The sequence below is a fragment of the Gordonia sp. CPCC 205515 genome (genome assembly GCF_048537925.1).
GTDB lineage: Bacteria > Actinomycetota > Actinomycetes > Mycobacteriales > Mycobacteriaceae > Gordonia.
On sequence record NZ_JBCLVJ010000011.1, the window covers coordinates 45597 to 68398 of the forward strand.

A 22802-nucleotide genomic window follows, 5' to 3' on the forward strand; every position below is an offset into this window, starting at 1 on the left:
GACTTCCCGGCTCACCGGGTGTTCATTCTCCCCGACTTGTCCGACGGACGCCAATTGATCCGGGGCGCGGGGCGCGCGTCATCCACAGCGCGAACCGATGACCGGAGTTGTCCACAGATCGTCTTCGGCGGCATCTCCGCAGGTCGAACCGCGACTACGGTCCTGCTCATGCAGTTGATGTCTCGCGACAGTCTGTCGCCCCGGGTGACCGATCGGGTCCGCCACCTGCTCCGCCCCGGGTGGGCCCGGTCGGTACTGGTGCGGCGCACCGTGTCGGTGCTCCTGATCATCGCCGCGGTCGCGGTGACCGTCGCCGGACACCGCAGCGCGCAGGAGCGTTCGGTCGTGGTGTCGGCGCATGATCTGCTGCCCGGCCACACCCTGGCACCGACAGATCTCGCGGTGCGGGAGGTCCCCGGCGGCGTGCTTCCGGCGGGCGCGCTGCGACTGACCGCCGACGCCGTCGGACGAACCCCGGCGGGTCGCGTCGGCGCCGGTGAGATTCTCACCGAGAACCGACTCCTGTCGTCACACCTGCCGATCGCGCTCATCGGCCGCGACGACGCACGACTGGTCCCGGTGCGGCTGACCGACGAATCGGTGGCGACGTTGCTGCAGGAGGGCGACGTGGTCGACGTCATCGCCGCCTCCGACGACGCCCCGCACGCCGACTCGACAGTCCTCGCACGCAACGCTGTGGTCGCCCTCCGGGTGACGAGCGCGGAGCAACGCTCCCTGACCGCCGGCCGAAACGACGCGCGCCCTGTCCTTCTCGCGATGGATGAAGAGTCCGCGCACAAGGTCGCGGCGACGGGTCTCGACACCGCATTGGCCGTCGTTCTCCATTGAATTCGTTTCGCGCGGATCAAGCGAAACGTGACAATGGTCGTTTACGATCCTCAAGAAGCATCGAATACCTGAACAAGAGCGGGAACCGACATATAGAGAGGACCGCACACCGTGCTCAAGGGATTCAAGGAGTTCATACTCAAGGGCAACGTCGTCGAATTGGCCACCGCGGTCATCATCGGTGCTGCCTTCACCGCCATCGTCACGGCGTTCACCACCAGCATCATCTCCCCGCTGTTCGCGGCGATCCCCACCGGGAACGGTGATTGCGGTGGCGGCACCGAGGTTGCGGGCACCGACACCACCATTGCCGCGCCGGTACAAACCTGCGGATTCGGGTTCAGAATCGTGTCGGACAATCCTGCGACCTTCATGGACTTCGGCGCCCTGTTCGCAGCCGTGATCAACTTTCTGATCATCGCGGCGGTCGTCTACTTCCTGATCATCGTGCCGTACAACAAGTTGACCGCACTGGGTGGTTACAGCAAGAAAGCCGAGGTCAGCGAGATCTCGCTGCTCACCGAGATCCGCGATCTGCTCGATCCCGAAGGGTCGTCGAGGGCGAAGGAAGAGGCTGAGAAGGAACTGCCCCCGCACCTCAAGGACCCCGCCGGACCACCGAGTGGCGGCACCCCGGTCCCGGTCGGCGCCGGCAACGATCCGGGCGTGACCCAGCGGCTGACCACACCGCCGCCGCAGGCTGCTCCCCCACAGCCGTCGGGCCCGCCCCAGTCCGCCCCGCCCCAGTCCGCACCGCCACAGTCGGCACCGCCACAATCAGCCCCGTCGGCCAACCCGCCGTACCCGACGCCGCAGCCGGGTCCCGGTAACTACCCGCCGCCGGGCACCTATCCGCCGGGCAATTTCCCGCCCCAGCGGTACCCGGGGGACTATCCCGACGGTCCGGGACGCCACTCCCGCTGACACTCAACGGTTTCCATCCACGATGCCCACGTCCAGCAGGACGTGGGCATCGACCTTTCCACACTGCGCAGCGCTTTCGGACTCCCAGCGAGTTGACAGGTTCTTTGCCAGTCATCCACAAGGTTGGCTTCCTACTGTCTTCTGCAGCAGGGGGAGATCGTCACGCTCCACCGGCTGGAAACATCCATACGTGACTCACAGTGGAGGTAACCATGCCATATCCAGGACCTCATGGCGGACCACAACCAGGCCGGCGCCCCGGGCCGCGCAACTGGCGTCCGCGCCCGGAACCGCGCCCCGAACCCCCGCGTCGTCCGCGGCCGATCCCGTTCCCCTTCTTCGGAAGCAGCTAAGAGTTCGCATATATTGCGATGAGAGCGCGATGAATGCGATGATCCCGTTGTCCTCTTCTGGGCAGCGGGATCATTGGTTTCGGCGAACCCGGGTCCGAGCGCAGCGCCGCCGCATCGATCGCGGTCGACTGCCCGTTACATAATTGCGAGGTGCAATTAATCACGCCGGATTCGTCGTGTACGACGTTGAACCCACCAGTCAGCCCTTGTTACGTTTTGATTACGGCAGCCCCTGACGCATCAGGCGTCACTCCGGGGGGATGTCGGTACAAGGTCGGGACCCTTTCGTCGGTACCCGATCACAGCCGAAACAGAGGGAGAATCCAATGCCTCATGGACCTAGCCATCACGGCGGACCCGATCACGGACCGGGGCGCCCGCCCTACGGCCCGCCGCGCCGCCCGGTTCCGCCGCCGCCGCCGCGTCGCCCGCGCCGCCGGCCGATGCCCCCGTTCTTCTTCTGGGGCAGCTGACAGCTGATCGAAAGCCCTGCCGCATCGTCGATGCGGCAGGGCTTTTCGCATTCCGGTGCCCTGGTCAGGCGCGGATGAGCTTCCCGTCCCGCGCGGTGATCGTGTAGTCGGCGACCGCAGCGACCTTGTCGTCGTGCGTGATCAGCAGCGTGGTGCGCGACCGGGCGAGCCTCTCCATCGGCGCCAGCACGCGCTGCGTCGTTCCCGCGTCCAATCCGGTGGTCGGTTCGTCGAGGATCAACAGCGGCGTGTCCCGCAGAAACGCCCGCGCCAGCGCGATGCGCTGTTGCTGCCCGCCGGACAGGTTGCTGCCGCCATCGCGCAACTGGGTGTCGAATCCGTCGGGCAACTCATTGATGAAGCCTGCCGCATCCGCGGCCACCGCAGCCGCCATCACCTGGTCGTCAGAGGCCTCTGGCCGGCCGTAGCGGATGTTGTCGGCGATGGACAGGTTGAACAACGCCACCCGCTGCGGCAGCACCGCCATATGCGCACGCAGTTGTCGCAGGCTCATCGAGCGGATGTCGGTGCCATTCAGCCGGATCGAGCCGCTGTCCGGATCGTAGAAGCGCAGCAGCAGATACATGAGCGTGCTCTTGCCCGAGCCGCTCGCACCCAGCAGCGCAACGAAATCGCCTGGGGCGATGGACAGATCCACCTCGTCGAGCACCCGACGATCCGAGTCGGGATAGGCGAAGGTGAGGTGATCGATCTCGATGCCGACCGACGACGCGACGGGTCCGACCGCTGCGGCGTCGAGTCGCTCGTTCGGATGCACTTCGGCGGAGTCGGCGTCGCTGGTCGCGAGCGCGACCGCTTCGGGCGTCTCGGGTTCGTCATGATCGGTGATGGCGATGGGTGCGTCGAGAACCTCGGCGACGCGTTCGGCACTCGCGGTTGCCGAGGTCACCGACACGACCAGACCGCCGAGCGTCTGGATGTTGGGGTACATGTAACCGAGGTAGCCGGTGAGCGCGATGAGCGTCCCGATACTGGCGTTGCCGCGCGAGATCTGCCAGGCGCCGACCGCGAGAACGGCCATCATGCACAGCATTTCGACGATGGTGACCGTCTCGGAGAACGCCGCGTTTGCCTTCAGTTCGGACACCCGCGCGTTACGCCAGATGCGGCTCTCGGCCAGCACCCGCCTGCGGTCCCGCTCCCCCTGATTGTCGGCCTGGATCGAGATGGCGTGCGTGACGCCCTCGTTGATACGGGAGCTGATGCGGCCATTGGCTTTTCGCTCTCGCCGTGCGGCGTCCTTGACCACCCGGCCGAACCAGCGGGACACCAGCCACAGCAGCGGCGCCAGGACGAACGCCAGCAGCGCGAGGTCCCAGCGGGTGACGAAGGCGGCGACGGCGTAGATGATGGTGGACCCGATCGCGATCGATCCCTGCACGATGCCCGACGACACGAGGTGCTCGATCTCGTCGACGTCGCCGCTGTGCCGGGCGATGAGGTCACCGGTCTCGAACTGCCGTCGGGTGTGGGGTGCGAGGCGCTGGGTGTGCGCATAGAGGCGATCACGCAGCCGCAGCAGGATCCGCTCGGTGACGAGCCCCGACATCAGGTTGCCGCTGTAGGAGGCGGCCGCACTGACCAGTGACACCGCAGCCCAGATGGCCAGCGGCACCCAGAGCGCCGACAGGTCTCCGGTGACCAGCACGTCGTCGACGATGTGGGCGAACACCATGACGGTGACCACGCTCATGCCGACCTCGATGAAGAACAGCAGCACCGCCACCGCGAGTTTCCACCGCTGCCCGTGCATGACGGGCGCGAAGCGGCGCATCGCGGTCAGGACGTTGAGGTTGCGCGGCTGGTCGTCGTAGTGCGCGTCCGGGTCGTCGGCGTAGTCGTCGTCCACCTCGGCGTCGAGTCGCTCTCTGATCGGCAACGGACGTCCTCCTCTCGGCGGGTGCGAACTCCCCACCCGCACCGACAGTACTGAGCCGGTCCGTCAAGACGCCGCTGGGGCGGGATCAGACGAGTTGCCTGATCCCGCCCCAGCGGGTTTATGCAGTTGTGGAGGTCGAGCGGATCAGCCGAGGCTGAACGGCGCGCTGGCGATGCCCACGACGCCCTTGACCGAGTCTGTATTGACCGTGACCGAGGCGATGACGCGACCCTGTGCGTAGCCGGCGCAGCCGTCGACACCGAACTTCTCCTGTGAGAAGGCGACGCCACCGGAATTGCCCTTGAAGGTGTAGTCATTCACGTTGTAGTTCTTGTACGCAGTGCTGTCACCGGAGGTGGTGTTAATGATCCACACTGTCTGCACTTGGCCGGGTCCCAGAGTTACTCCGGCGTTGGCGTCGGCGCTCGGCGTCACCGACACGCCTCCGCTGTCAGACGGCGCACCCTCGACTCCGGCGCCGCTGCCGGCACCGGCGGTGAACGTCACCTGGCAACCGACCTGGTAGCCGACCTTGATGGTGCCGCCGTCGGCCTTGCCGCCGACCTTCACGCCCACCTTCGCCGAGCCCCATACCTCACGGCTGGTCTGCACGTTGGTGACGGCGCGCTGGTAGTTGACGTTCATGCCGGTCAAGGTCACGGTGACCTTGGTGCCGTCCATGAGCGTCTTGGAGAGTGTCTTACTGGGGATCGGACCGGCCGCAGCGCCACCGGCACCCAGGCTGGTCAGTCCGATGACGACGGCACCCGCGGCACCCGCGGTGGCGGCCAGCCGCTTGTTGATCTTCTTCATTTTCTTCCTTCGGGAAAGGTCAGTCTGCTCGTGAGCAGGAGAGTCTCAGGGTGTGCTGGTCATCCGAGGCTGAACGGCTGGCCGTACAGCGTCGACTGCATGTAGGTCCCGGACCCGTTCACCGTGCCGTCGTCGGTGTTGTATCCGTTGCCGGCGACCACCAGGACTGCCGAGCGAGCCGATGCGTAACCTGCGCAACCCGGCGTGTACACACTCGTCTGTACCTGGAGGCTCGCGGAGCCGCCGGACTTGATGTCCTTGTCGGTCACGTCGACGATCTTCACCTGACCGGGCGCCAGAGGCAGGGTCAGCGTCCCGCCACCGCCGAGGCTCGAGAGGCTGAGGCTGCCGCTCAGTCCGAGCGTCAAGCCGGTGATGTCGACCTGGCAGCCGATGATGTACTTGAGCGCGATGTTTCCGTTGAGACCCTTGCTCAGCTTCGCGGTGTAGGTACCGCCGAAGGCAGCGGCACGGTTGGCCGGGTTGTTCGCCACGGTCTGGGTGATCTGCGAGGCCTCGCCCTTGCGCCAGATCTGCACCTTCTCACCGGAAAGGCCGGTGGATTCCTTGTAGCCATTGGCCAGCGGACCGGCAGCTGCGCCGCCCGCCCCCATGCTGGACAGGCCAATGGCCGCAACTGCGGCAACGGCGGCGGCACCGGCGATGCGGCGCTGCCCACGCTTGCTGAACTTGCTCATTCGTTCCCTCTCACAGGATTCGGTTGTTGCTCTCGTAAGACACAACCGTGTGTTCACGAGTCGACCCTTGGGTTGCGGACCCCCGCCCCGCAACCGAAACCCTGTCGGCCTCGGCTAGCTGGAAGTCTGTCTCCCGCATCCCCTGCGCACCGTTTGCTGTTGTCAAGCGGAGTGCAGGACTCCTCCTCGGTCCTCTGTCGAGCACCGCAGTCGTTGTCGATCCGAACGTTATCTGAGCGATATCTCAGTCAGCAACAGGTCGAATCAACCGTGTCTGTAAGCAGACACTCAGGATCCTAAACCGGGAATTCACAATCTGTGGAAGTTTCGACGTTAACGGGAGGAAAACGCGCTGCTTCGGGCATGTCAGAACAGCGTCGTCACTCGTAATGGGGCGGACGGTTCGACTCGTACCAACCTCGCGACAGCCCGCTGTGACCTTCATCACTCTCGTCGGAAGTCAGCTCAGGGAGGTCGTCGCCGAAGACATCGTCGATCTTCCGCTTGCGTCGCCAATCGGCGCGCGACGACGGCGACCCGTCCGAGTCGCTGGTCACCGACGATTCCCGGTCGTCCTCCGGCTGGGTGTTCATGAGTCCGTACCTAGGCGCGACCGCGCCTCAGAATTCGCTGATCGCCTCGATGACGTGCTTGGCCAACGGCGCAACGGTGGCCATCCCGTCGCGGACGGCGGCCCGTGAGTTGGCGAGATTGACGACCAGAGTTTGTCCGGATATACCCGCAAGCCCCCGCGACAGTCCGCCGTCGGTGGCACCGGCGGCCAACCCGGAACTGCGGACGGCTTCCTCGATTCCGCGGAGTCGTCGATCCAGCAGCGGTTCGGTGGCCTCCGGTGTCACATCGCGGGCGCCGACACCGACGCCACCCACCGACACGACGAGGTCCACACCACCGATGACGGCGGTGTTCAGCGCGTTGCGGATCTCCACCTCGTCACCGGAGACGGTGACCGTGGCATCGACGTGGAAGCCGGCCTCGCCGAGCAACTCGCCCACCAGGGGACCCAACAATGGACCCAGCAGGGTCTGATCCTCGCCGTGTGCGGCCCGGTCGTCGACGACGACGACGAGCGCACGCCCGATCTCGGGATCCCCGACGACGGCGCGGACGTCGTCATCACGATGGCGGGCAACGAACTCGCGGGCGGCCGCATCGGCGGCCACCACGTCGTCGGGATCGATGGCGGTCGAGCCGGAGTCGTTCATTCGTCAGCCTTTCGTCGTCCCCCGTCGGGGGTTGGTGCGCGTACTCAGTTGGTCTGCAGGGTCTCCAGCGTGACCGGGACGGTTTTGGTCTGTCCGTTGGCGACGTAGGTGATGTTCACCGTGTCCCCCGGAGCGTGTGACCGGATCGCCGCGACCAGCGCGTCGCCGCTGGCGATGTTGCGATCGTCGACCTTGGTGATCACCGCATCCTTGGGAATCCCTGCCTTGTCCGCGGGTCCGCCTGCGGTGACGCTGGAGATGTAGGCGCCGGGCTGATCGGTGCTGGTGTTGGGCCGGACCGACACCCCGAGGCCGGCCTGGGTGGCCTTACCGGTCTCCTGGAGTTCCTTGGCCACCCGGATCGCCTGATCGATGGGAATGGCGAAGCCCAGACCGATGCTGCCGGTCTGTGACTCGCTCGACCCGCCGAGGCTCGCGATCGCGGTGTTGATGCCGATCAACGCGCCCTTGGCATTGACCAACGCACCGCCCGAGTTACCCGGGTTGATGGCGGCGTCGGTCTGGATCGCGTCGATCACCGAGGTGGTACCGGATTCCTTGGAGGTCGAGACCGGCCGGTTGAGCGCGCTGATGATGCCCGTGGTCACCGTGCCCTCGAGTCCCAGAGGTGCGCCGATGGCGATGACGTCCTGGCCGACGGCCAGGTTGTTGGAGGTGCCGACGGTGATCGGCTTCAGGTCGGAGCGGTCGACCTTGATGACGGCGATATCCGAGATCGGGTCGGCCCCGAGCACCCTGGCCGGCGCACGCGTGCCGTCGTGGAAGTTCACCACGACCTCGCTGGCCGGCTGATTGCCACCCGCCGAGACCACGTGGTTGTTGGTCATGACGACGCCGTCGGCGGACAGGATGACACCCGAACCCTCGCCCTCGGCGTTGCCCGAACGCACGTCGATGGACACGACCGAGGGGAGCACGTTCGCGGCGACCTGCTGGACCGAACCGGCCGGCGCCTCGACCTCGCCGCCCGATCCACTGTTCGGATCGCCGCCGAGCGGCCCGCTGTGCGCGGTGGAGCCGTCGTCGGCGACGTTGGCGCCGATCACGCCACCGATACCGCCCGCGACGAGCGCCAACACGGCGGCACCCGCGGCCAGTGCGGCCTTCGCGCCACCGGATCGCTTCGGTTTCGGTGCCGGGCCGGGTGTCGGGTCGCCACCAAAGGCCGGCATGCCGGGCGAGGTCGGCGGGGGCGTTCCGTAGGGCTGCTGGGGGCCGTACTGGCCGGCCGCCCCGAACTGCCCGGTACCCGGCGCGCTGTACGCGCTCGGCGGTGCATACGGGTTGGACGGCGCGCCGGGGGCGTAGGACTCCGGGAACTGTTGGGTGGGAGCCGCGTGTGAGCCGTAGTTACCGGCGTCCGACGACGATCCGGGCGCACCGTAGACCGTCTCGCCGTAGCCGTTGTCCTGGCCGTAGGGACCCGGCCCGCCCTGCGAACCGCCACTCGTCATCTCGTCAGTCCTCGCTCTCGTCGACCGCCACTCGGGCGATCATCCCCAACTCCCGACCTGGGCGAGCGCCCCAGTCGCTTCCCGCTCATCACACTATTGGATCGACCACGGGGCGCGAACACCGAAGGCGAAGTCCGTTCCCCCTATTGACGAACGACCTGAGGCGATGGTTCCTGTGGCGTCGGACGTCCGGGCAATGTCATTCGGATCAGCGCACCGCCCAGATGGGATTGCTCGGCCGCGACCGTGCCGCCGTGACGGGTCACCACCTGCCGCACGATCGCCAGGCCGAGCCCGGAACCGGGCATCGAGCGCGACTGTGTGGACCGGTAGAACCGTTCGAACACCAGTTGACGGTCTTCCTCCGGGATGCCGGGGCCGGAATCGGCGACGGTCAGCTCGGCCGTGGTCGCGTCCACCTGCCGCAATGTCACCTCGACCGGCCGGCCGCGCGGGCTCCATTTTGCGGCATTGTCGAGCAGGTTGAGCACCGCCCGCGAGAGCCCGTGGTCCTCGCCGAACACGAACCACGGCACGAGGTCCACCCGGAACTCCACGTCGCTGCGACGACGTCGGACACGTTCGAGGGCGCCGGCGACGACATCACCGAGGTCGACCTCCTCGTGCACGACCTCGGGTGCGTCCTCGCGCGCCAGGTCCACCAGGTCACCCACCAGGGTGGAGAGCTCCTCGATCTGGGCCATCACATCCGACCGCAGTTCCACCATGTCCTGCACCGGCATCGCGGGCGCACCGGGCGCACTCGACGCGATCAGCAGCTCGAGGTTGGTGCGCAGCGAGGTCAGCGGCGTCCGCAGTTCGTGACCGGCGTCGGCGACCAACCGCGCCTGCTGATCCCGGGACTCGGCGAGGGCCTGCAGCATCGTGTTGAAGCTCTCCGTCAGGCGGGCGAGCTCATCGTTGCCGGTGACCGGGATCGGCGTGAGATCTTGTGTCCGAGCGACCCTTTCCGCTGCGCGGGTCAACCGCGCGACGGGACGCAACCCGGCCCGTGCGACCGTCGTCCCGGCCAGCGCCGCCAGCGCCACTCCCCCGCCGCCGACGACGAGCAGCACCCACGCCAACCGCTTGAGCACCCGGTCGGTGTGTAACAGGCTCTGCGCCAACACAAGTGTGTTGCCGTCGTCGAGTTTGCGGGCGAGGACGCGCTGATTGTGGACGGTCCGCAGGCTCTGATTCTGTCCACCGGCTGGGTTGTCCGACCGGGCAATTCGTCGTTCGACGTCCTCGAAGGGCACCGAGCCGATCAGATAGGTACTGCCGTCGGGGTGCACCAGGGCCAGAGAGATGTTGGTGGAGAACACCGTTCCGGTGACCAGCGATTCGGGTCGTTCGTTGAGCAGACCCGTTTTGGCCAGGGCGGTCATGCCGTCGGCGCGACTCTCCAGTTGCGAATCCACCTCGTTGTACATCGCCCGGTAGACCACGAAGTAGGCGGCCGCCGCCATCAGACTCACCGACACCAGCACCACCGTCGCGGACAGGATGGTCACGCGGGTCTTGAGGGACACCGCCCGGGTCAGCGGCATCGGTGGACGCATGTCGTTGATCTCGTCGCGCTTGCGTCGCAACGCCCGACCCCACGATTCACGCGCGGGCGGAGGCGCTGCGGGCCGCGGTTCGGCGGGTTGCGCCGCGAACGGATCGGTCCCGTCGGTGTGCACCACTACGGCGGGGTCTCCCGCAGGACGTATCCGACGCCGCGCACGGTGTGGATGACGCGCGGTTCGCCGTCGGCCTCGGTCTTACGACGCAGATACCCGACGTAGACCTCCAGCGCGTTCCCGGATGTCGGGAAGTCGTATCCCCACACCTCCTCGAGGATGCGGCTGCGCGAGAGCACCCGGCGCGGGTTGGCCATCAGCATCTCCAGCAGCGCGAACTCGGTACGGGTCAGGCTGATCGCGCGGTCGCCACGCGCGACGTCCCGGGTGACCGGGTCTAGCGTGAGGTCCCCGAACTCCAGCGCCTCGGAGTCGGCGTCGTCCTCGGGCGTCGCCCGCCGCAGCAGGGCACGCAGTCGCGCCAACAGTTCTTCGAGCGCGAACGGCTTGGGCAGGTAGTCGTCGGCGCCGGCGTCGAGGCCGGAAACCCGCTCGGACACCGAGTCTCGGGCAGTGAGGACGAGGATCGGCAGATCATCGCCGGCCGACCGCAACCGACGGCACACCTCGAGTCCGTCGAGGCGCGGCATCATCACGTCGAGGATGGCGAGGTCGGGACGGTCGGCGACGATCTTCTCGAGGGCTTCGAGGCCATCCGCCGCGGTTTCGACGGTGTAGCCGTTGAAGGTCAACGATCGACGCAGGGACTCGCGAACCGCCCGATCGTCGTCGACCACAAGGATGCGCATGCGTACAGTCTTATCCACTCCGACTGAGAGTGCGCTGAGCAACACGGCCTCGGCAACGGTTGAAGTGCACCCGGGAAAAGCAGTCGGAGCTACCGCTTACGCCACCCGGCGGCCCCGACCATGTCCGGTACCCGGGTGAACTTGACGCGTGGCCGACCCTGCTCGGAACCGCGCCGACGCTCGGCGCGATCGATCGCCCGCATCCCGCGGTAGCCGATCACCTGCCGCGTCCGCGAACGCAGCAGCGCCGGAAACTCCTTGACCTCGCGCGTCGTGCGCACCAGCCGGCCCTGGGCCGCGTCGTCGATGAAGTCCTCGACGGTCGCCTCGGCACAGATCTTGTTGGTGCCGATGCCACCACTCGGACCGCGCTTGGCCCAGCCCAGCGCGTACACGCCGGGGATCACGTCGCCGGCGTCGTCGAGCATGCGGCCGTCGACGTTGGGGAACACACCACGCTCGTCGTCGAAGGGCAGGCCGTCGATGGGTGTCGAGCGGTAGCCGATCGAGCGGACCAGCAGGTCGGTGGCCAGGGTGTGGCTCGCCTCGCCGGTGCGCACCCGCACGCCCTCGACGCGTTCGTCGCCGATGATCTCCTCCGGCGCACTGTGGAACAGGAAGACGATGCGCCGGTTCTCGGGATCTGCGGGTCGGCCGAAGTCGGGCAGCTCCGCGCCCGGGTCGTCGTGCACCACGATCTCGACACCCGGAATCGTCGCCAGCGCACGGTATTCCGCGGCGGTGTAGGCGGCTGAGGCCTGGTCACGACGACCGAGCAGCACCACCTCATGAATGTTCTGCTGCTCCAGGATGCGTAGCGCACGATCGGCGATGTCGGTGGTGGCCAACGTTTCCGGCGGCGACACCAGGATGCGTGCGACGTCGAGTGCGACGTTGCCGGTGCCCACGATCACCGCACGCCCGGTCCCGTCGGCCGGGATGGGCGGCGCCTCCTTATCGGGCACCGCGTTGTACCACGCGACGAGATCGGTGGCCGAGGTCGAACCCGGCAGCTCCTCACCCGGAATCCCCAGTCGCCGGGACTCGCTCGCGCCTACGGCGTAGAACACCGCGTCGAAATGCTCGGCCAGTTCAGCGGACGTGACCTGACCTGGCGCAGAACCGATCTCGACGTTGGTCGCCATCGTCACCCGCGGATCCCGGTAGAGCAGATCGAATCCGCGCAGCACCCCCTTGGTGCCGGGATGATCCGGCGCGACGCCGGCACGCACCAACCCACCGGGGGTGGGGAGTTTGTCGATCACCGTCACCTGCGCGTCGGTGCGATCGAGGATGGTGCGCAGCGCGTACCCGCCGGACGGTCCGGTGCCGACGAGCGCAACCCGCAGTCCCGCAGGCAATTTTGGGATCTCCGGATACTCAATCTGGTTCCAGCCCGAGGTGATGTCGGCGTTGCGCTTGTAGTAGTCGGCATTGATGTCGATGAACACCTTGTCGCGTGTCCCGAGTTTGTCCGCCGGATAGATGGCGTCCACCGGGCACGCGTCGGCGCAGGCACCGCAGTCGATGCACGCCTCCGGGTCGATGTGCAGGATGTCCGAGCTGCCGAAGCCGCGTTCCTCCGGCGTCGGATGAATGCAGTTGACCGGGCACACCGACACGCAAGCCGCGTCGCTGCAACAGGATTGGGTGATGACAAACATCAGAGCATGTGCGCTTTCCGGTAGTAGTGCATCGCCGGGCGGGTCAGCAGGCCCACCTCGTCGAGGAACTCCATCAGATGCGCGCAACTGCTGCGGATCATCGAATGGAAGTGCGAGTTGGTCTTCATCTCCGCGACGGCGCGGTCGGCGTCGAGTCCGGCGTCGTCGAAAGCCTTGCGCTGCACCAGGCTCGTCACGATGAAGTACGCACCGAGCGCGACGTAGAGGGCGCTGAACTGGCGGCGGGCCCAGCCCACGCCGTCCATCGACTCGCGCACCTCCTCGCGCGCGAACTTCATGTGCCGCGACTCCTCGAGCACGTGAATCTCGTTGACGGTGCGGATGAACGGAAGCACCCGCTCGTCGCGCATGCAGCCGCGCTGGAACACGTCGAGCACCTCTTCGGCGACCAGGATGCCGGCGTAGGCGACCTCGTTCTTCGCGGTGCGCTTGAAAAACTTGCCGAGGCGACCCACCTTCTTGCTCGGCTTGTACGACGTGCCGACCATCTTCTGCGACGCCTTGGCGAACATGATCGAGTGCCGGCATTCGTCGGCCACCTCGGTCAGCGCGAACTGGAACTCCGGATCGTGATAGGCCCCGAGATACTGGTCGCGGATGACCATCTCCTGCAGGATCATCTCGAACCAGATGCCGATGTTCATGATCGACGCGAACTCGTGCCGGGTCACCGAGATGCGCTGTTCCTCGGTGAGTTCCTCCCAGTAGTCGGTGCCGTACAGCGACGACCATTCCGGGCTGCACCCGTACTTGGTCGGGTCCATCGGCTCCGACCAGTCGATCTCGGTCATGGCGTTGCGCGAGAGTCGCGCCGCCGAGGCGAGCAGTCGCTCCGAGACCTCATTGGGTCCCGCGTCGCGCATGCTGACGACGTTGTCCGGGCGAGCGGTGTCGGCTCCGGCGGTCTCGCGCGGGGTCCGTTCCATCGCTGCAGTCATCGGCCACACCCTCCAATTCATGACAATGAGCACTGTTATGACAATGCGTGTTGTCACGATAGCATCGGTCATTGACGAGGTAAACAGTTTCGGAACTATACTGGCCAGTAAGTTCGTAATCCAGCATCATCTGAGCTGGTCAGAGGCAGGAGAGCCACATGTCATCGATCTTCGTTTCGGGCGGCGCGGCCGGCATCGGGCTCGCCACGGCGGAGCGGTTCGCCCGGGAGGGGTGGACCGTCGGTGTCTTCGACGTCGATGCGGATGCGCTCGCCAAGTGCAAGGCCAATCACCCCGATTGGATCGTCGGCACGCTCGACGTCCGCGACGACAAACAGTGGGCCGATGCGCTCGCCGAGTTCACCTCGCACACCGGCGGCCGGCTCGACGTCCTGGACAACAACGCCGGAATCCTGGTCGCCGGCCCGCTGCATGAGATCTCCGCCGACGCCATCCGCCGACAGATCGAGATCGACGCGCTGGGTGTCACGCTGGGCGCGCAGGCCGCCTTCGAGTACCTGCGGGCGACACCCGGTTCGCACCTGGTCAACATCGCTTCCGCGTCGGCGATCTACGGCCAGCCCGACATCGCCACCTACAGTGCGGCAAAGTTCTACGTCGCCGGTCTGACCGAGGCCCTCGAACTCGAGTGGGAGCCCTACGGCATCCGGGTCGTCGGCATCTGGCCGCTGTGGGCCAAGACCGCGCTCGCCGACACCAGCGCCAAGACCACCCGCACCCTCGGGGTGCGCATCACGCCCCAGCAGATCGCGGACAAGGTGTGGGAGTCGGTGCACCCGACTGCCAATGACCGACGGCTGCACCGGACGTCGTATTCGGTCGGACTGCAGACGACCCTGCTGGCCAACGTGGCCAAGTTCGCACCCAACTTCGCGAGCCGGCAGATCAACAAGCTGCTCGCGCAGGACTGATGCCGCCGGTCATCCGCCGTTGAATGCCGGCCGATAGTCGCGGCACGGCTGACCCCGCAACCCGGCGCACGGGCCGATCGGACTACCGGCCCGAGCGCCCGGCACCACCGGCAGCGTCAACGTTGAACCGCCCCGGCCGAGCGCGATGGTGTCGACGATCCGCCCGCCGGTCGCGGGCGTCGCAAACCGCCAGGAGGTCCGATCGCCGCCGGGGGCGGTGATGGTGATCCGGATCCGCGAGCCCGCCCGAAAGCCGTACGCGATCGGGTTCAGCGCGATCCGCACCGTCGAGAACCCGGGAGGCAACGGTTGCGGGTCGAGCCAGTCGCGGGTCGGATTCAGTACTGTGGCAGCAGGATTCACCCGTCTGAAGGACGCCCGCAGGTAGCCGGTGGTCACCAGCTGCTCCGCCCCGTCCGGGCGCACCTCGGAGATCGTCGCCTGCAGATCGGTGTCCGGGGCTGACGACGCCAGCCGCAGATCCAGGCTCGCCGGACCGACCGCCACCGTGTCGACGCGTTGCGGAGCACTCACGAAGCCGACACCGACACGGCCCGGGATCGGGGCCCAGTGATAGGGCGGCAACGCCTTCCACGGCAGCGGCGACGGCCCGGTCACATCGAGCGTGCCGGCCGGCCGGGCCGCCGGATCGGGCCGGAACGACACCGACGCCGACGCCGCGGGGACCATCGCCAACCGGCCGTTGCCGTTGAGCGCGAGCCGAATGCCAGACCTCACCGTGGCCGGTGGCCAGGACCCGAATCCCAACGACCATGGCGCCGAGAGGCTGCCGGGGATCGGCAACGACGGGTCGGTGCCGGACCCGAAGAAAACCTGTACCCGGGGATCGCGGGCGAAGGCCGCCCGCGCCGCGGCGAGACCGGGTGCGTCGGCGAATCGGGAGGCGACTAGTGGTCGCGCCACCGTCGAGGTGGTGACGTGATACAGCACCGGCGCCAAAGCCACCAGCGCCGGATTGTCACGCGGCACGCGTTGCGCCACAAAGATATTGAGGAATTCGTTCCACGGGCCGAGGATCTGTGGATCGGCAGAGTCGATGTGGCCGCCGTTGATCGCCTTGACCCAGACGTTCCGGTTGCCTGCGAGTTCTGGGATGATCGATGTCCATTGCGGGCCGGTTTGTTCGTCCTGCAGTGCGCCGGAAAGGAATACCGGCACGGTGATGCGCGACGCCCAGTGGGCCGGTGACCGGTGGGTGAACAGCGACGGTGTGCGGGTGGGATGATCGACGGCCAGTCGCTGGACGTTCTGGGTCTGCAAACGGAGTCGTTGGTTGGCGGCGCAGGTACGGTCGCCGCGTCGGATCAGTTCCGCCGCATACGGTTGTCCGCCGGCTGGAGCCGGCCGGGCATCGTTCTGCCGTTCCCCGATCCAGGTATTGGCGAATCCGGTGTTGAAGATGCCGCCGGGGAATTCGGTCGAGTACAGGTCGTCGGTGATGCTCATCGGCGCGATCGCGGCCAGGTGCGGCGGCCGGGTACCGGCGACCAAGATCTGGGAGATCCCGGAGAACGAGACCCCGACCATCCCGACCCGATGGTGGGACACCCACGGTTGCCGGGCTACCGTCTCGATGACGTCGTACCCGTCATAAGTCGTCGGGTAGTCGAAGAGATCGAAAGCGCCTCCCGAGCAACCGCTTCCCCGCATCTGCACGTTCACCGTCGCGAATCCGGCGGTGGGGGCGACGATCCCACCGAACATCGTGCTGGTCGCCGGGGCCAGCGGGTCCGGCCGTCCGGCGGTGGCGGCGATGGCTCCCGGCAGGAAGTCGTTCGGAGCTGCGATCTGATAACCGGAGTACTCGACGACGGTCGGAAACGGTCCGTCGGCCATGGTCTTGCCGACCGGCAGCCGCACCACCGCGGCCAACGTGATGCCGTCGCGCACCCGGACATAGTTGAGCCCGGGACGCAGTGTCTGCCGATACAGGGCGGAGGAGGGCGGGGTGGGTCCGTCGAGCACCGCAAAGGAGTTGCCGCCGCGACCAGCCACCTCGAATCGATAGCCCGGGCCGGGCGCGAGGTCGCGCACCAGGTACGACCCGAGTCGGTCGACCCGTCCGGCGCCGACGATCGCGCCCGCCCCCGTGCGCAGTGCGACTCGCGCGCCGGGAGTGGCACCGAGCAGGTAGGCCTGGGTGACACTGCCGGACCCGCGACCTGGATCGACTGTGGCGCCGGCCGATCCAGCCGCGTCCTGCACTCCGACCAGAACCAGCAGCGCGGCTGCACCTACCATCAGAACCCGTCGCAGCGCCCGGGTCCCCCAAGCTCCCACCACACGCTGACCTTAGGCACCGATAGGTGTGCGCGGACCGAAATCTCGCGTTTCCCTCCCGCAGCGGCGAATGTGTCGGGGACCCGGATCAGTCGGCGCGACGCCATCGCGGCGCAGCGGGCAGCCGCCAGCCGAAGACCAGTCCCGCGATCCGCAGCCCGGTCGCGACAACGGCACCGACCGTCAGCCAGATCCAGATCGGTACGTCGGTGTAGGTGCCGCCGATCCCGACCACCGTCGCACCGAGGGTCGCGGGAACCGCGTAGAGGTCGGCGGGCTGCAACATCAGCGGCACCTCGTTGGCGAGGACGTCGCGCAGCAGGCCGCCGCCGACCGCGGTGAGCAGTCCGACGAGGGTGGCGGCAAACGCGCTGACGTGCTGGTCGATGGCGATGGCCGCGCCGCTGGTGGCGAACAGTCCCATGCCGATCGCATCCAGGATGAGGATGCTGCGGCGCAGTTCGGTGAAGGCCGGATGAAAGACGAACACGACGAGGCCGGCGATCACGGCCACAGTGATCGGCACCCAGTTCTGTACCGACGTCGGCGGGGTGATGCCGAGCAGCACATCGCGCAGGATGCCACCGCCGACACCGGTCAACGCACCGACTGTGATGATGCCCCACAGGTCGAAATCCTTGCGGACGCCGAGCATGGCGCCCGACGCCGCAAAGACGGCGATTCCGGCATCGTTGAGGATCTCCTGCAGCACCCGCTCATCGTGTCAGACGCAGGGGGCGACCAGCACAACAACCGCCCCGAGGTTACTCGGGGCGGTTGTTGTAAAGAACGCTGCGGTTTAGCGGCGGTCGAGGTCGATGACGCCGGCCTTCGCGGCCTTCACCAGGCGACGCGGAATGCGCTGTGCGACACCGTTGACCTTGACTTCCTGCAAAACCGGGTTGTCCGCTTTCCACTGCGAACGGCGGGTGCGGGTGTTGGCCCGCGACATCCGGCGCTTCGGTACAGCCATGGTTAAGCCCTTCTCCTACGTACTGAGTCTGTGCGGTCCACCTGCCACAATGTGCCGGGTGGTGCCACCGATCGGTGCACCGGGCTCGACGGCCGCTGGGCCCCTGTCGGGCGGCGCACACAACCTCACCAGACTACCGTCCCGGTGCCCAAAGCTCCAAAACGGGCACTGACCAGGTAGATCGACTCACGATATCGAGACGCGATACACGATGAACAGGATGCCCAACACCAGGGAAATGATGCCGAGTACGAATCCGGCCTTGGCCATTCCCTCCCCGGACTGGGTGCCGCCGGAGTTGGCGATCTCGGTCTGCGCCGACCGGCCCAGCACGATCGCCGCGATACTCAGAATGAGCGGGCAGATCAGGAACGACAGGATGCCGCAGACCAGCGCGCCGATCGCCTTGCCGTTTCGCTGTGGCGGACCACCGGCGTAGTTCCCGTAGCCCGGCGCACCCCCGTAACCCGGGGCGCCGTACTGGGGTCCTCCACCGTATTGGGGAGTCGCACCGTATTGCGGCGTCGCACCGTACTGGGGAGTCGCACCGTACTGGGGGTTTGTCCCGTATTGGGGGTCTCCGTATTGGGGGTTCCCGTATTGGGGCGTCGATCCGAACTGCTGGGTCGCGTCGTAGCCGGGCGCCGATCCATAGGGCGTGGTGCCGCCCTGGTTCGGGGTCGAGCCGTAGTCCGGTGTCGAGCCGTAATTCGGTGTCGAGCCGTAATTCGGTGTCGAGCCGTAATTCGGGGTCGAACCATAGCCCGGCGTGGACCCGGTGTCCGGAGTCGAACCGTAGTCCGGGGTGGATCCGTACCCCGGCGCATTCGGATCCGACGGTGTGCCGGAGCCGGGGGTCGACCCCAGGATCGTCGTCTCATCGGGATCGACGTCTCCCGGCGGGGTTTGCGGAGTTCCGTAAGCGCGGGTGGCATCGGTGTACGGAGAGGACGGCGTCGGCTGATCAGACGGTGAGACCGCGGGATCACCGGAGCCCGGCGTGCCCTGGTTCTCGGGGTTGCCGTCGGTGGGATTCGTCATCCTGGGTCCTTTCGCGGGCATCGACCCGGCGGGAGTAGAGGGTGTCGTCGTGTGCAGTCCACCCTAGTGGTGCGTCTCTGCTCCGTTGGGCGATCGCATCGGGGTCATCCGTGCGATCGACCCGCTCGCGGCGGGACGCCAGTCATCGATGCCGCGGGTCCCTGCCTACACTTGCCCGAGTGTCTGGAGTGGTGTCGGGTTTCACGGTCATCTTCATCGTCGTGGGCATCGGCTATCTGCTCGGCCGCACACGCGTGCTCGGCGACAGCGCCCACGAGGTGCTGTCCCGGCTGGTGTTCTTCGTGTGCACTCCCGCATTGCTGTTCGTGTCGTTGGTGACTACTGATCTGTCCGCCATCTTCTCCACCACACTGATCATTGCCGGCGGTAGCGCCCTGCTCATCGCCGCGATCTATGTGGTGATCGCACGGCTGTGGTTGCGCCACGAGGTTCCCGAACTCGTCATCGGCGGGATGGCGTCGTCGTATGTCAACAGCGTCAACCTGGGCCTGCCCATCGCGATCTTCGTGCTGCACGACGCGACGTTCATCGCGCCGCTGCTGCTCTTCCAGATCCTGGTGTTCTCCCCGATCGCGCTGGTCGCCCTCGATCTCACCGCCGATCCCGCCGCGCGGGCGAACTCACGCCGGTCGACGGTGCGCGACGTGCTGATCGCGCCGGTCAGCAACCCGATCGTCCTCGGCGGCGTTCTGGGTCTGGTGATCTCGGCGACCGGCCGGCAACCGCCCGCCGCGATCCTCGAGCCACTCAAGATGCTAGGCAATGCGTCGGTACCGGCGGCGTTGCTGGCGTTCGGGCTGTCGTTGACCGGTGTCGCCGTCTTCAAGAAGGGCCAGGCACCACGCCGGGCGATCGCGCTGGCGACGGCACTGAAGATCGTCGTGATGCCGGCACTTGTCTACGTGATCGCGCGGTGGGGTTTCGGCGAGACGGGGCACCAGCTGTTCGCCCAGGTCGTCATTTCCGCGCTGCCCACCGCACAGAACGTCCTGGTGTACGCAACGCGTTATCGGCGCGCGCAGATCATGGCCCGCGACACCGCGCTGATCACCACGGTGCTGTCGATTCCGGGGATCGCCGTCGTGGCGTTGCTACTCGCCTGACCGATCTCACCGAGGTCGCGGTTTGGGTTCCTTGCGTTTGATCTCGACCGCCCCCATCAGCGCAAAGCCGGTGACGCGCACGGTCGGTGCACCGGGCGCGCCCGCCCCGGCCGCGCGGCCACCGAAGCCTCCCATGATCGCCAGACCATTGGATTCGACGGTGACATCGGGCGGCACGGTGATGTCGATACCACCCATGATCGACGTGCAGCGGATGGTCAGCAGCGGTTGGGTGAACTCGACCTCGCGCAGGTCGATCTCGATGCCGCCCATCAGTGCGGTCGCGATCATCGAGTCGCCGACCGCGACTCGGCCGCCGATCTCGGTGCCGGACATGAAGGAGAACGCATGCCGCACCGGACGCAGACCCGAGCCGGAGGTGACGCGGCTGTGCGGCGTTTCTCCCTGGAACGGAATCGGTACTCCCAATTGCCCCACGGGCAGATCGTCGGTGAGTTCGTCGAGATCACCGAACGTCTTGGCCATCACCGCTTTTCCGGCACGATCCTCGTATTCGGCCATCGACAGGCTGCCGTTGGTCATGGCCGCGGCCAGGATCTGGTGGACGAGTTCGCGGTCGGCGTCGGCCGCGCGGAGTCGGGCCCGATGTTCGTCCGGTTGGGGTAGTTCGGCTGGCGACGTCACACCGACAAGGGTAGTGGGCGTGCACCGAGGCGGACCACGGTGAAAACCCTGAGTCTCACCCCGAGATCGGACCGCTCACCGCCGCCGCCCGCGTCGGGAACGCAGGTAATCGCCGACTACGGCGGCCCCGAGCCCGTCCACATCGGGGGCCACCACCCGGCCGCCGATGCGCCGCGCGATCTGATCCATGAAATGCGCCAGCCCCGGATCCTCCCCGAGCCGGAAAAAGGTGACCTGCGCACCGAACCGCGCGACATGGTCGAGCTCGCGCACGGTCAACGCGATCGTCTGCGGATGCGGCGGATAGAAGAAGAACGGTTCCCCGCTGGGATCGAGGTGCGCGGTCGGTTCGCCATCCGTGACCACCAGGACCACCGGCTGCGCGTTGGGGAATCGGCGTAAGTGCCGCTGCGCCAACAGCAATGCGTGATGCAGGTTGGTTCCCTGTTCCATCCGCGGTTGCAGGCCGGTCAGTTCGGCGATGTCGATGGATCGCGCGTAGCGGCCGAAGGCGATGAGGTGCAGCTCGTCGCTGCGGAACCGGGTGGAGATCAGGTGATTAAGCGCAATCGCAGTGCGCTTCATCGGCGTCCAGCGGCCCTCCATCTCCATCGAGAACGAGGTATCGACGAGCAGCACCACCGCCGCCTGGGTGCGGGCCTCGGTATCGGCGACTTCCACGTCGCGGACATCGATGTGCACGCCGTCGCGGCCCATCTCCCCCACCGTCGCCAATGGATCGGTGCTCTCGGAGATGGTGCGCAGCACCGCATTCGACACCGTGCGGGTGACGTCCCACGGGTCGGTGTCGCCGAACTCCCACTCGCGGGTCGCGCCGGTCGGCTCGCCGAGCGCGCCGCTGCGGCGGGTCTGTCGATCGCCCCGACCGGAGAGTTGATCGGCGATGTCTTTGAAGATGGTCTGCCCGAGTTGCCGCATCGCCTTGGGGCTCAACCGCAATTGTCCGTCGGAAGTGCGGTCGAAGTAACCTTGCTCGGACAGCGCCTTCTCGAGTTCGGCGAGGCGTCGCGCGTCGACGGCCGCCTCGTCACCGAGTTGCCGGGCCAGCGCGTCGAGGTCGATGTCGTCCATCTGCGCGCCCGCATACTGTTGGGAGAGTTGCTCACTGAGTGCTTCGAGCTCGGAGATGTCGCGCAGCGCGGCGGCTCCCTCGCCGAGTCCCATCTGCTGCTCGCCGGAGAACGACTGCGCGTTGTCCCAGTCCAGGCCCGGGCGCGCCTGCCGCAATGCCGAATCCATCTGGGCCAGTTGGTTCATCAGGTCTGGCGAGCCGAACGCCTGCTGCGCCAGCTGGTCGAGTTCGGCGCGCTGCTCGGGGGTCAATGAGTTGTAGAACTGTTGCGCGGCCGCGGCGCGTTGGGCCAGCGAGTCGATGAGTTCTTCGGTGTTGCGCGGGTTCTCCGGGAAGAAGTCGCCGTGTTTGTCCATGAACTCGGAGAACTGCTCGGTGGTGTCCTCACCCCGGTTGTGCGCATCGAGCAGCTGATTGAGGTCGGTCAGCATCTCCGAGATACGTTGCCGATCCTGCTCATTGGCGCCCTCGAGCGCTTCCTTCATCCCGGCGAACCGCTGATCGAGGAGCTCTCGGCCGAGGAGATCCTTGATCTTCTCGTAGTCCTCACGAGCTTGCGGACTGCGCCAGTTGTAGTCGGACAACTCCTCGACGGCCTGCGCGGTGGACGCCGGCAGGCTGCCGATCTGCATCTCGGCGAACCGGGCGTCGTCGTCGAGGTCACGGGCGAGTTGCTTGCGCTCCTCGAGCACCGCGTGATCGAGGAGTTCGCGGATCTCGGCAAATGTGCCGTCGAGGTTCCGCTGCTTGAGCAGTTCCTGGCGACGCCGGTTGATCTGCTCGCGCAGCTTGTCGAGGCCGCGCATGTCCGACGATCCGCGGCGCAGGAATTCGCGCAGCGCCCGTTGCGGCGAGGCGCCGGCCATCACGTCGTCGCCGATCTCGCTCAGCGCCTCTCGGAGGTCGACCGGCTCCGCGAGCGGATCCGGTCCACCGGTGTAACGCTGATACCGAGAACGGTGGAAACTCTTGTGCACCATGTGTT

General features: G+C 66.9%; 21 protein-coding genes. 5 read left to right on the plus strand and 16 right to left on the minus strand.

What is annotated here, in order from left to right:
* The first annotated feature begins 168 nt into the window (after positions 1 to 168).
* The 3 genes from AAFP30_RS17730 (at position 169) to AAFP30_RS17740 (ending at position 2599) form a co-directional block, all read left to right on the plus strand.
* Complete coding sequence (locus AAFP30_RS17730; RefSeq protein ID WP_419231299.1) at positions 169 to 849, plus strand: SAF domain-containing protein; 681 nt, start codon at positions 169 to 171, stop codon at positions 847 to 849.
* A 111-nt stretch (positions 850 to 960) separates the two neighbouring features.
* Positions 961 to 1773, plus strand: a complete 813-nt coding sequence (locus AAFP30_RS17735) for an MscL family protein (protein ID WP_419231300.1) — start codon at positions 961 to 963, stop codon at positions 1771 to 1773.
* Positions 1774 to 2452: 679 nt separating this feature from the next.
* On the plus strand, positions 2453 to 2599 hold the full coding sequence (locus tag AAFP30_RS17740) for a hypothetical protein (RefSeq protein WP_419231301.1): 147 nt from the start codon (positions 2453 to 2455) through the stop codon (positions 2597 to 2599).
* Positions 2600 to 2663: 64 nt separating this feature from the next.
* Here the strand turns inward: AAFP30_RS17740 and AAFP30_RS17745 are convergent, their stop codons facing one another.
* The 10 genes from AAFP30_RS17745 to AAFP30_RS17790 form a co-directional block, all read right to left on the minus strand.
* Complete coding sequence (locus tag AAFP30_RS17745) at positions 2664 to 4499, minus strand: ABC transporter ATP-binding protein (protein WP_419231302.1); 1836 nt, start codon at positions 4497 to 4499, stop codon at positions 2664 to 2666.
* Positions 4500 to 4643: 144 nt separating this feature from the next.
* Positions 4644 to 5312, minus strand: coding sequence for an MspA family porin (locus AAFP30_RS17750; RefSeq protein ID WP_419231303.1), 669 nt, complete (start codon positions 5310 to 5312; stop codon positions 4644 to 4646).
* A 59-nt stretch (positions 5313 to 5371) separates the two neighbouring features.
* Positions 5372 to 6010 (minus strand): MspA family porin, encoded by a 639-nt coding sequence (locus AAFP30_RS17755; protein WP_419231304.1) that lies wholly within the window; start codon positions 6008 to 6010, stop codon positions 5372 to 5374.
* Between the two features lie 380 nt (positions 6011 to 6390).
* The gene (locus AAFP30_RS17760; RefSeq protein ID WP_419231305.1) at positions 6391 to 6603 is read right to left on the minus strand and encodes a hypothetical protein; all 213 of its coding nucleotides are present in this window, start codon (positions 6601 to 6603) and stop codon (positions 6391 to 6393) included.
* A gap of 27 nt (positions 6604 to 6630) precedes the next feature.
* Positions 6631 to 7236, minus strand: coding sequence for a MogA/MoaB family molybdenum cofactor biosynthesis protein (locus AAFP30_RS17765; RefSeq protein ID WP_419231306.1), 606 nt, complete (start codon positions 7234 to 7236; stop codon positions 6631 to 6633).
* Between the two features lie 44 nt (positions 7237 to 7280).
* Positions 7281 to 8711, minus strand: coding sequence for a trypsin-like peptidase domain-containing protein (locus tag AAFP30_RS17770; protein ID WP_419231307.1), 1431 nt, complete (start codon positions 8709 to 8711; stop codon positions 7281 to 7283).
* A 143-nt stretch (positions 8712 to 8854) separates the two neighbouring features.
* Entirely contained in the window at positions 8855 to 10273 is a 1419-nt protein-coding gene (locus AAFP30_RS17775) for an ATP-binding protein (RefSeq protein WP_419231613.1), read from the minus strand.
* Between the two features lie 125 nt (positions 10274 to 10398).
* Positions 10399 to 11085: a response regulator transcription factor gene (locus AAFP30_RS17780; RefSeq protein WP_419231308.1), complete on the minus strand. Its 687-nt coding sequence runs from the start codon at positions 11083 to 11085 to the stop codon at positions 10399 to 10401.
* 89 nt (positions 11086 to 11174) lie between these two features.
* A complete protein-coding gene (locus tag AAFP30_RS17785) occupies positions 11175 to 12749 on the minus strand; it encodes an FAD-dependent oxidoreductase (RefSeq protein WP_419231309.1) in 1575 nt (524 codons plus the stop codon).
* Positions 12749 to 13708 carry an AurF N-oxygenase family protein gene (locus AAFP30_RS17790; RefSeq protein ID WP_419231310.1) on the minus strand — a complete coding sequence of 320 codons (960 nt, stop codon included), beginning with the start codon at positions 13706 to 13708 and terminating at the stop codon, positions 12749 to 12751. Before AAFP30_RS17790 ends, AAFP30_RS17785 begins: the two co-directional genes overlap by 1 nt.
* Before the next feature lie 158 nt (positions 13709 to 13866).
* On the opposite strand from AAFP30_RS17790, the gene AAFP30_RS17795 reads away from it, so the two are divergent.
* On the plus strand, positions 13867 to 14640 hold the full coding sequence (locus tag AAFP30_RS17795) for an SDR family oxidoreductase (RefSeq protein ID WP_419231311.1): 774 nt from the start codon (positions 13867 to 13869) through the stop codon (positions 14638 to 14640).
* Positions 14641 to 14649: 9 nt separating this feature from the next.
* Here AAFP30_RS17795 and AAFP30_RS17800 read toward each other — a convergent pair whose 3' ends face one another.
* From AAFP30_RS17800 to AAFP30_RS17815, 4 genes are all read right to left on the minus strand, one after another.
* Complete coding sequence (locus AAFP30_RS17800; protein WP_419231312.1) at positions 14650 to 16902, minus strand: CocE/NonD family hydrolase; 2253 nt, start codon at positions 16900 to 16902, stop codon at positions 14650 to 14652.
* Between the two features lie 127 nt (positions 16903 to 17029).
* Positions 17030 to 17653: a trimeric intracellular cation channel family protein gene (locus AAFP30_RS17805; RefSeq protein ID WP_419231313.1), complete on the minus strand. Its 624-nt coding sequence runs from the start codon at positions 17651 to 17653 to the stop codon at positions 17030 to 17032.
* Between the two features lie 87 nt (positions 17654 to 17740).
* A complete protein-coding gene (gene rpmF, locus AAFP30_RS17810; RefSeq protein ID WP_419231314.1) occupies positions 17741 to 17914 on the minus strand; it encodes a 50S ribosomal protein L32 in 174 nt (57 codons plus the stop codon).
* 186 nt (positions 17915 to 18100) lie between these two features.
* A complete protein-coding gene (locus AAFP30_RS17815) occupies positions 18101 to 18955 on the minus strand; it encodes a DUF4190 domain-containing protein (protein ID WP_419231315.1) in 855 nt (284 codons plus the stop codon).
* 179 nt (positions 18956 to 19134) lie between these two features.
* Between AAFP30_RS17815 and AAFP30_RS17820 the strand changes: the two genes are divergently transcribed.
* Entirely contained in the window at positions 19135 to 20079 is a 945-nt protein-coding gene (locus AAFP30_RS17820) for an AEC family transporter (protein WP_419231316.1), read from the plus strand.
* A 6-nt stretch (positions 20080 to 20085) separates the two neighbouring features.
* Here AAFP30_RS17820 and AAFP30_RS17825 read toward each other — a convergent pair whose 3' ends face one another.
* Together AAFP30_RS17825 and AAFP30_RS17830 are read right to left on the minus strand one after the other, a co-directional pair.
* Positions 20086 to 20724, minus strand: coding sequence for a DUF1707 SHOCT-like domain-containing protein (locus AAFP30_RS17825; RefSeq protein WP_419231317.1), 639 nt, complete (start codon positions 20722 to 20724; stop codon positions 20086 to 20088).
* Positions 20725 to 20799: 75 nt separating this feature from the next.
* A complete protein-coding gene (locus AAFP30_RS17830) occupies positions 20800 to 22797 on the minus strand; it encodes a vWA domain-containing protein (RefSeq protein WP_419231318.1) in 1998 nt (665 codons plus the stop codon).
* Positions 22798 to 22802: the final 5 nt, after the last annotated feature.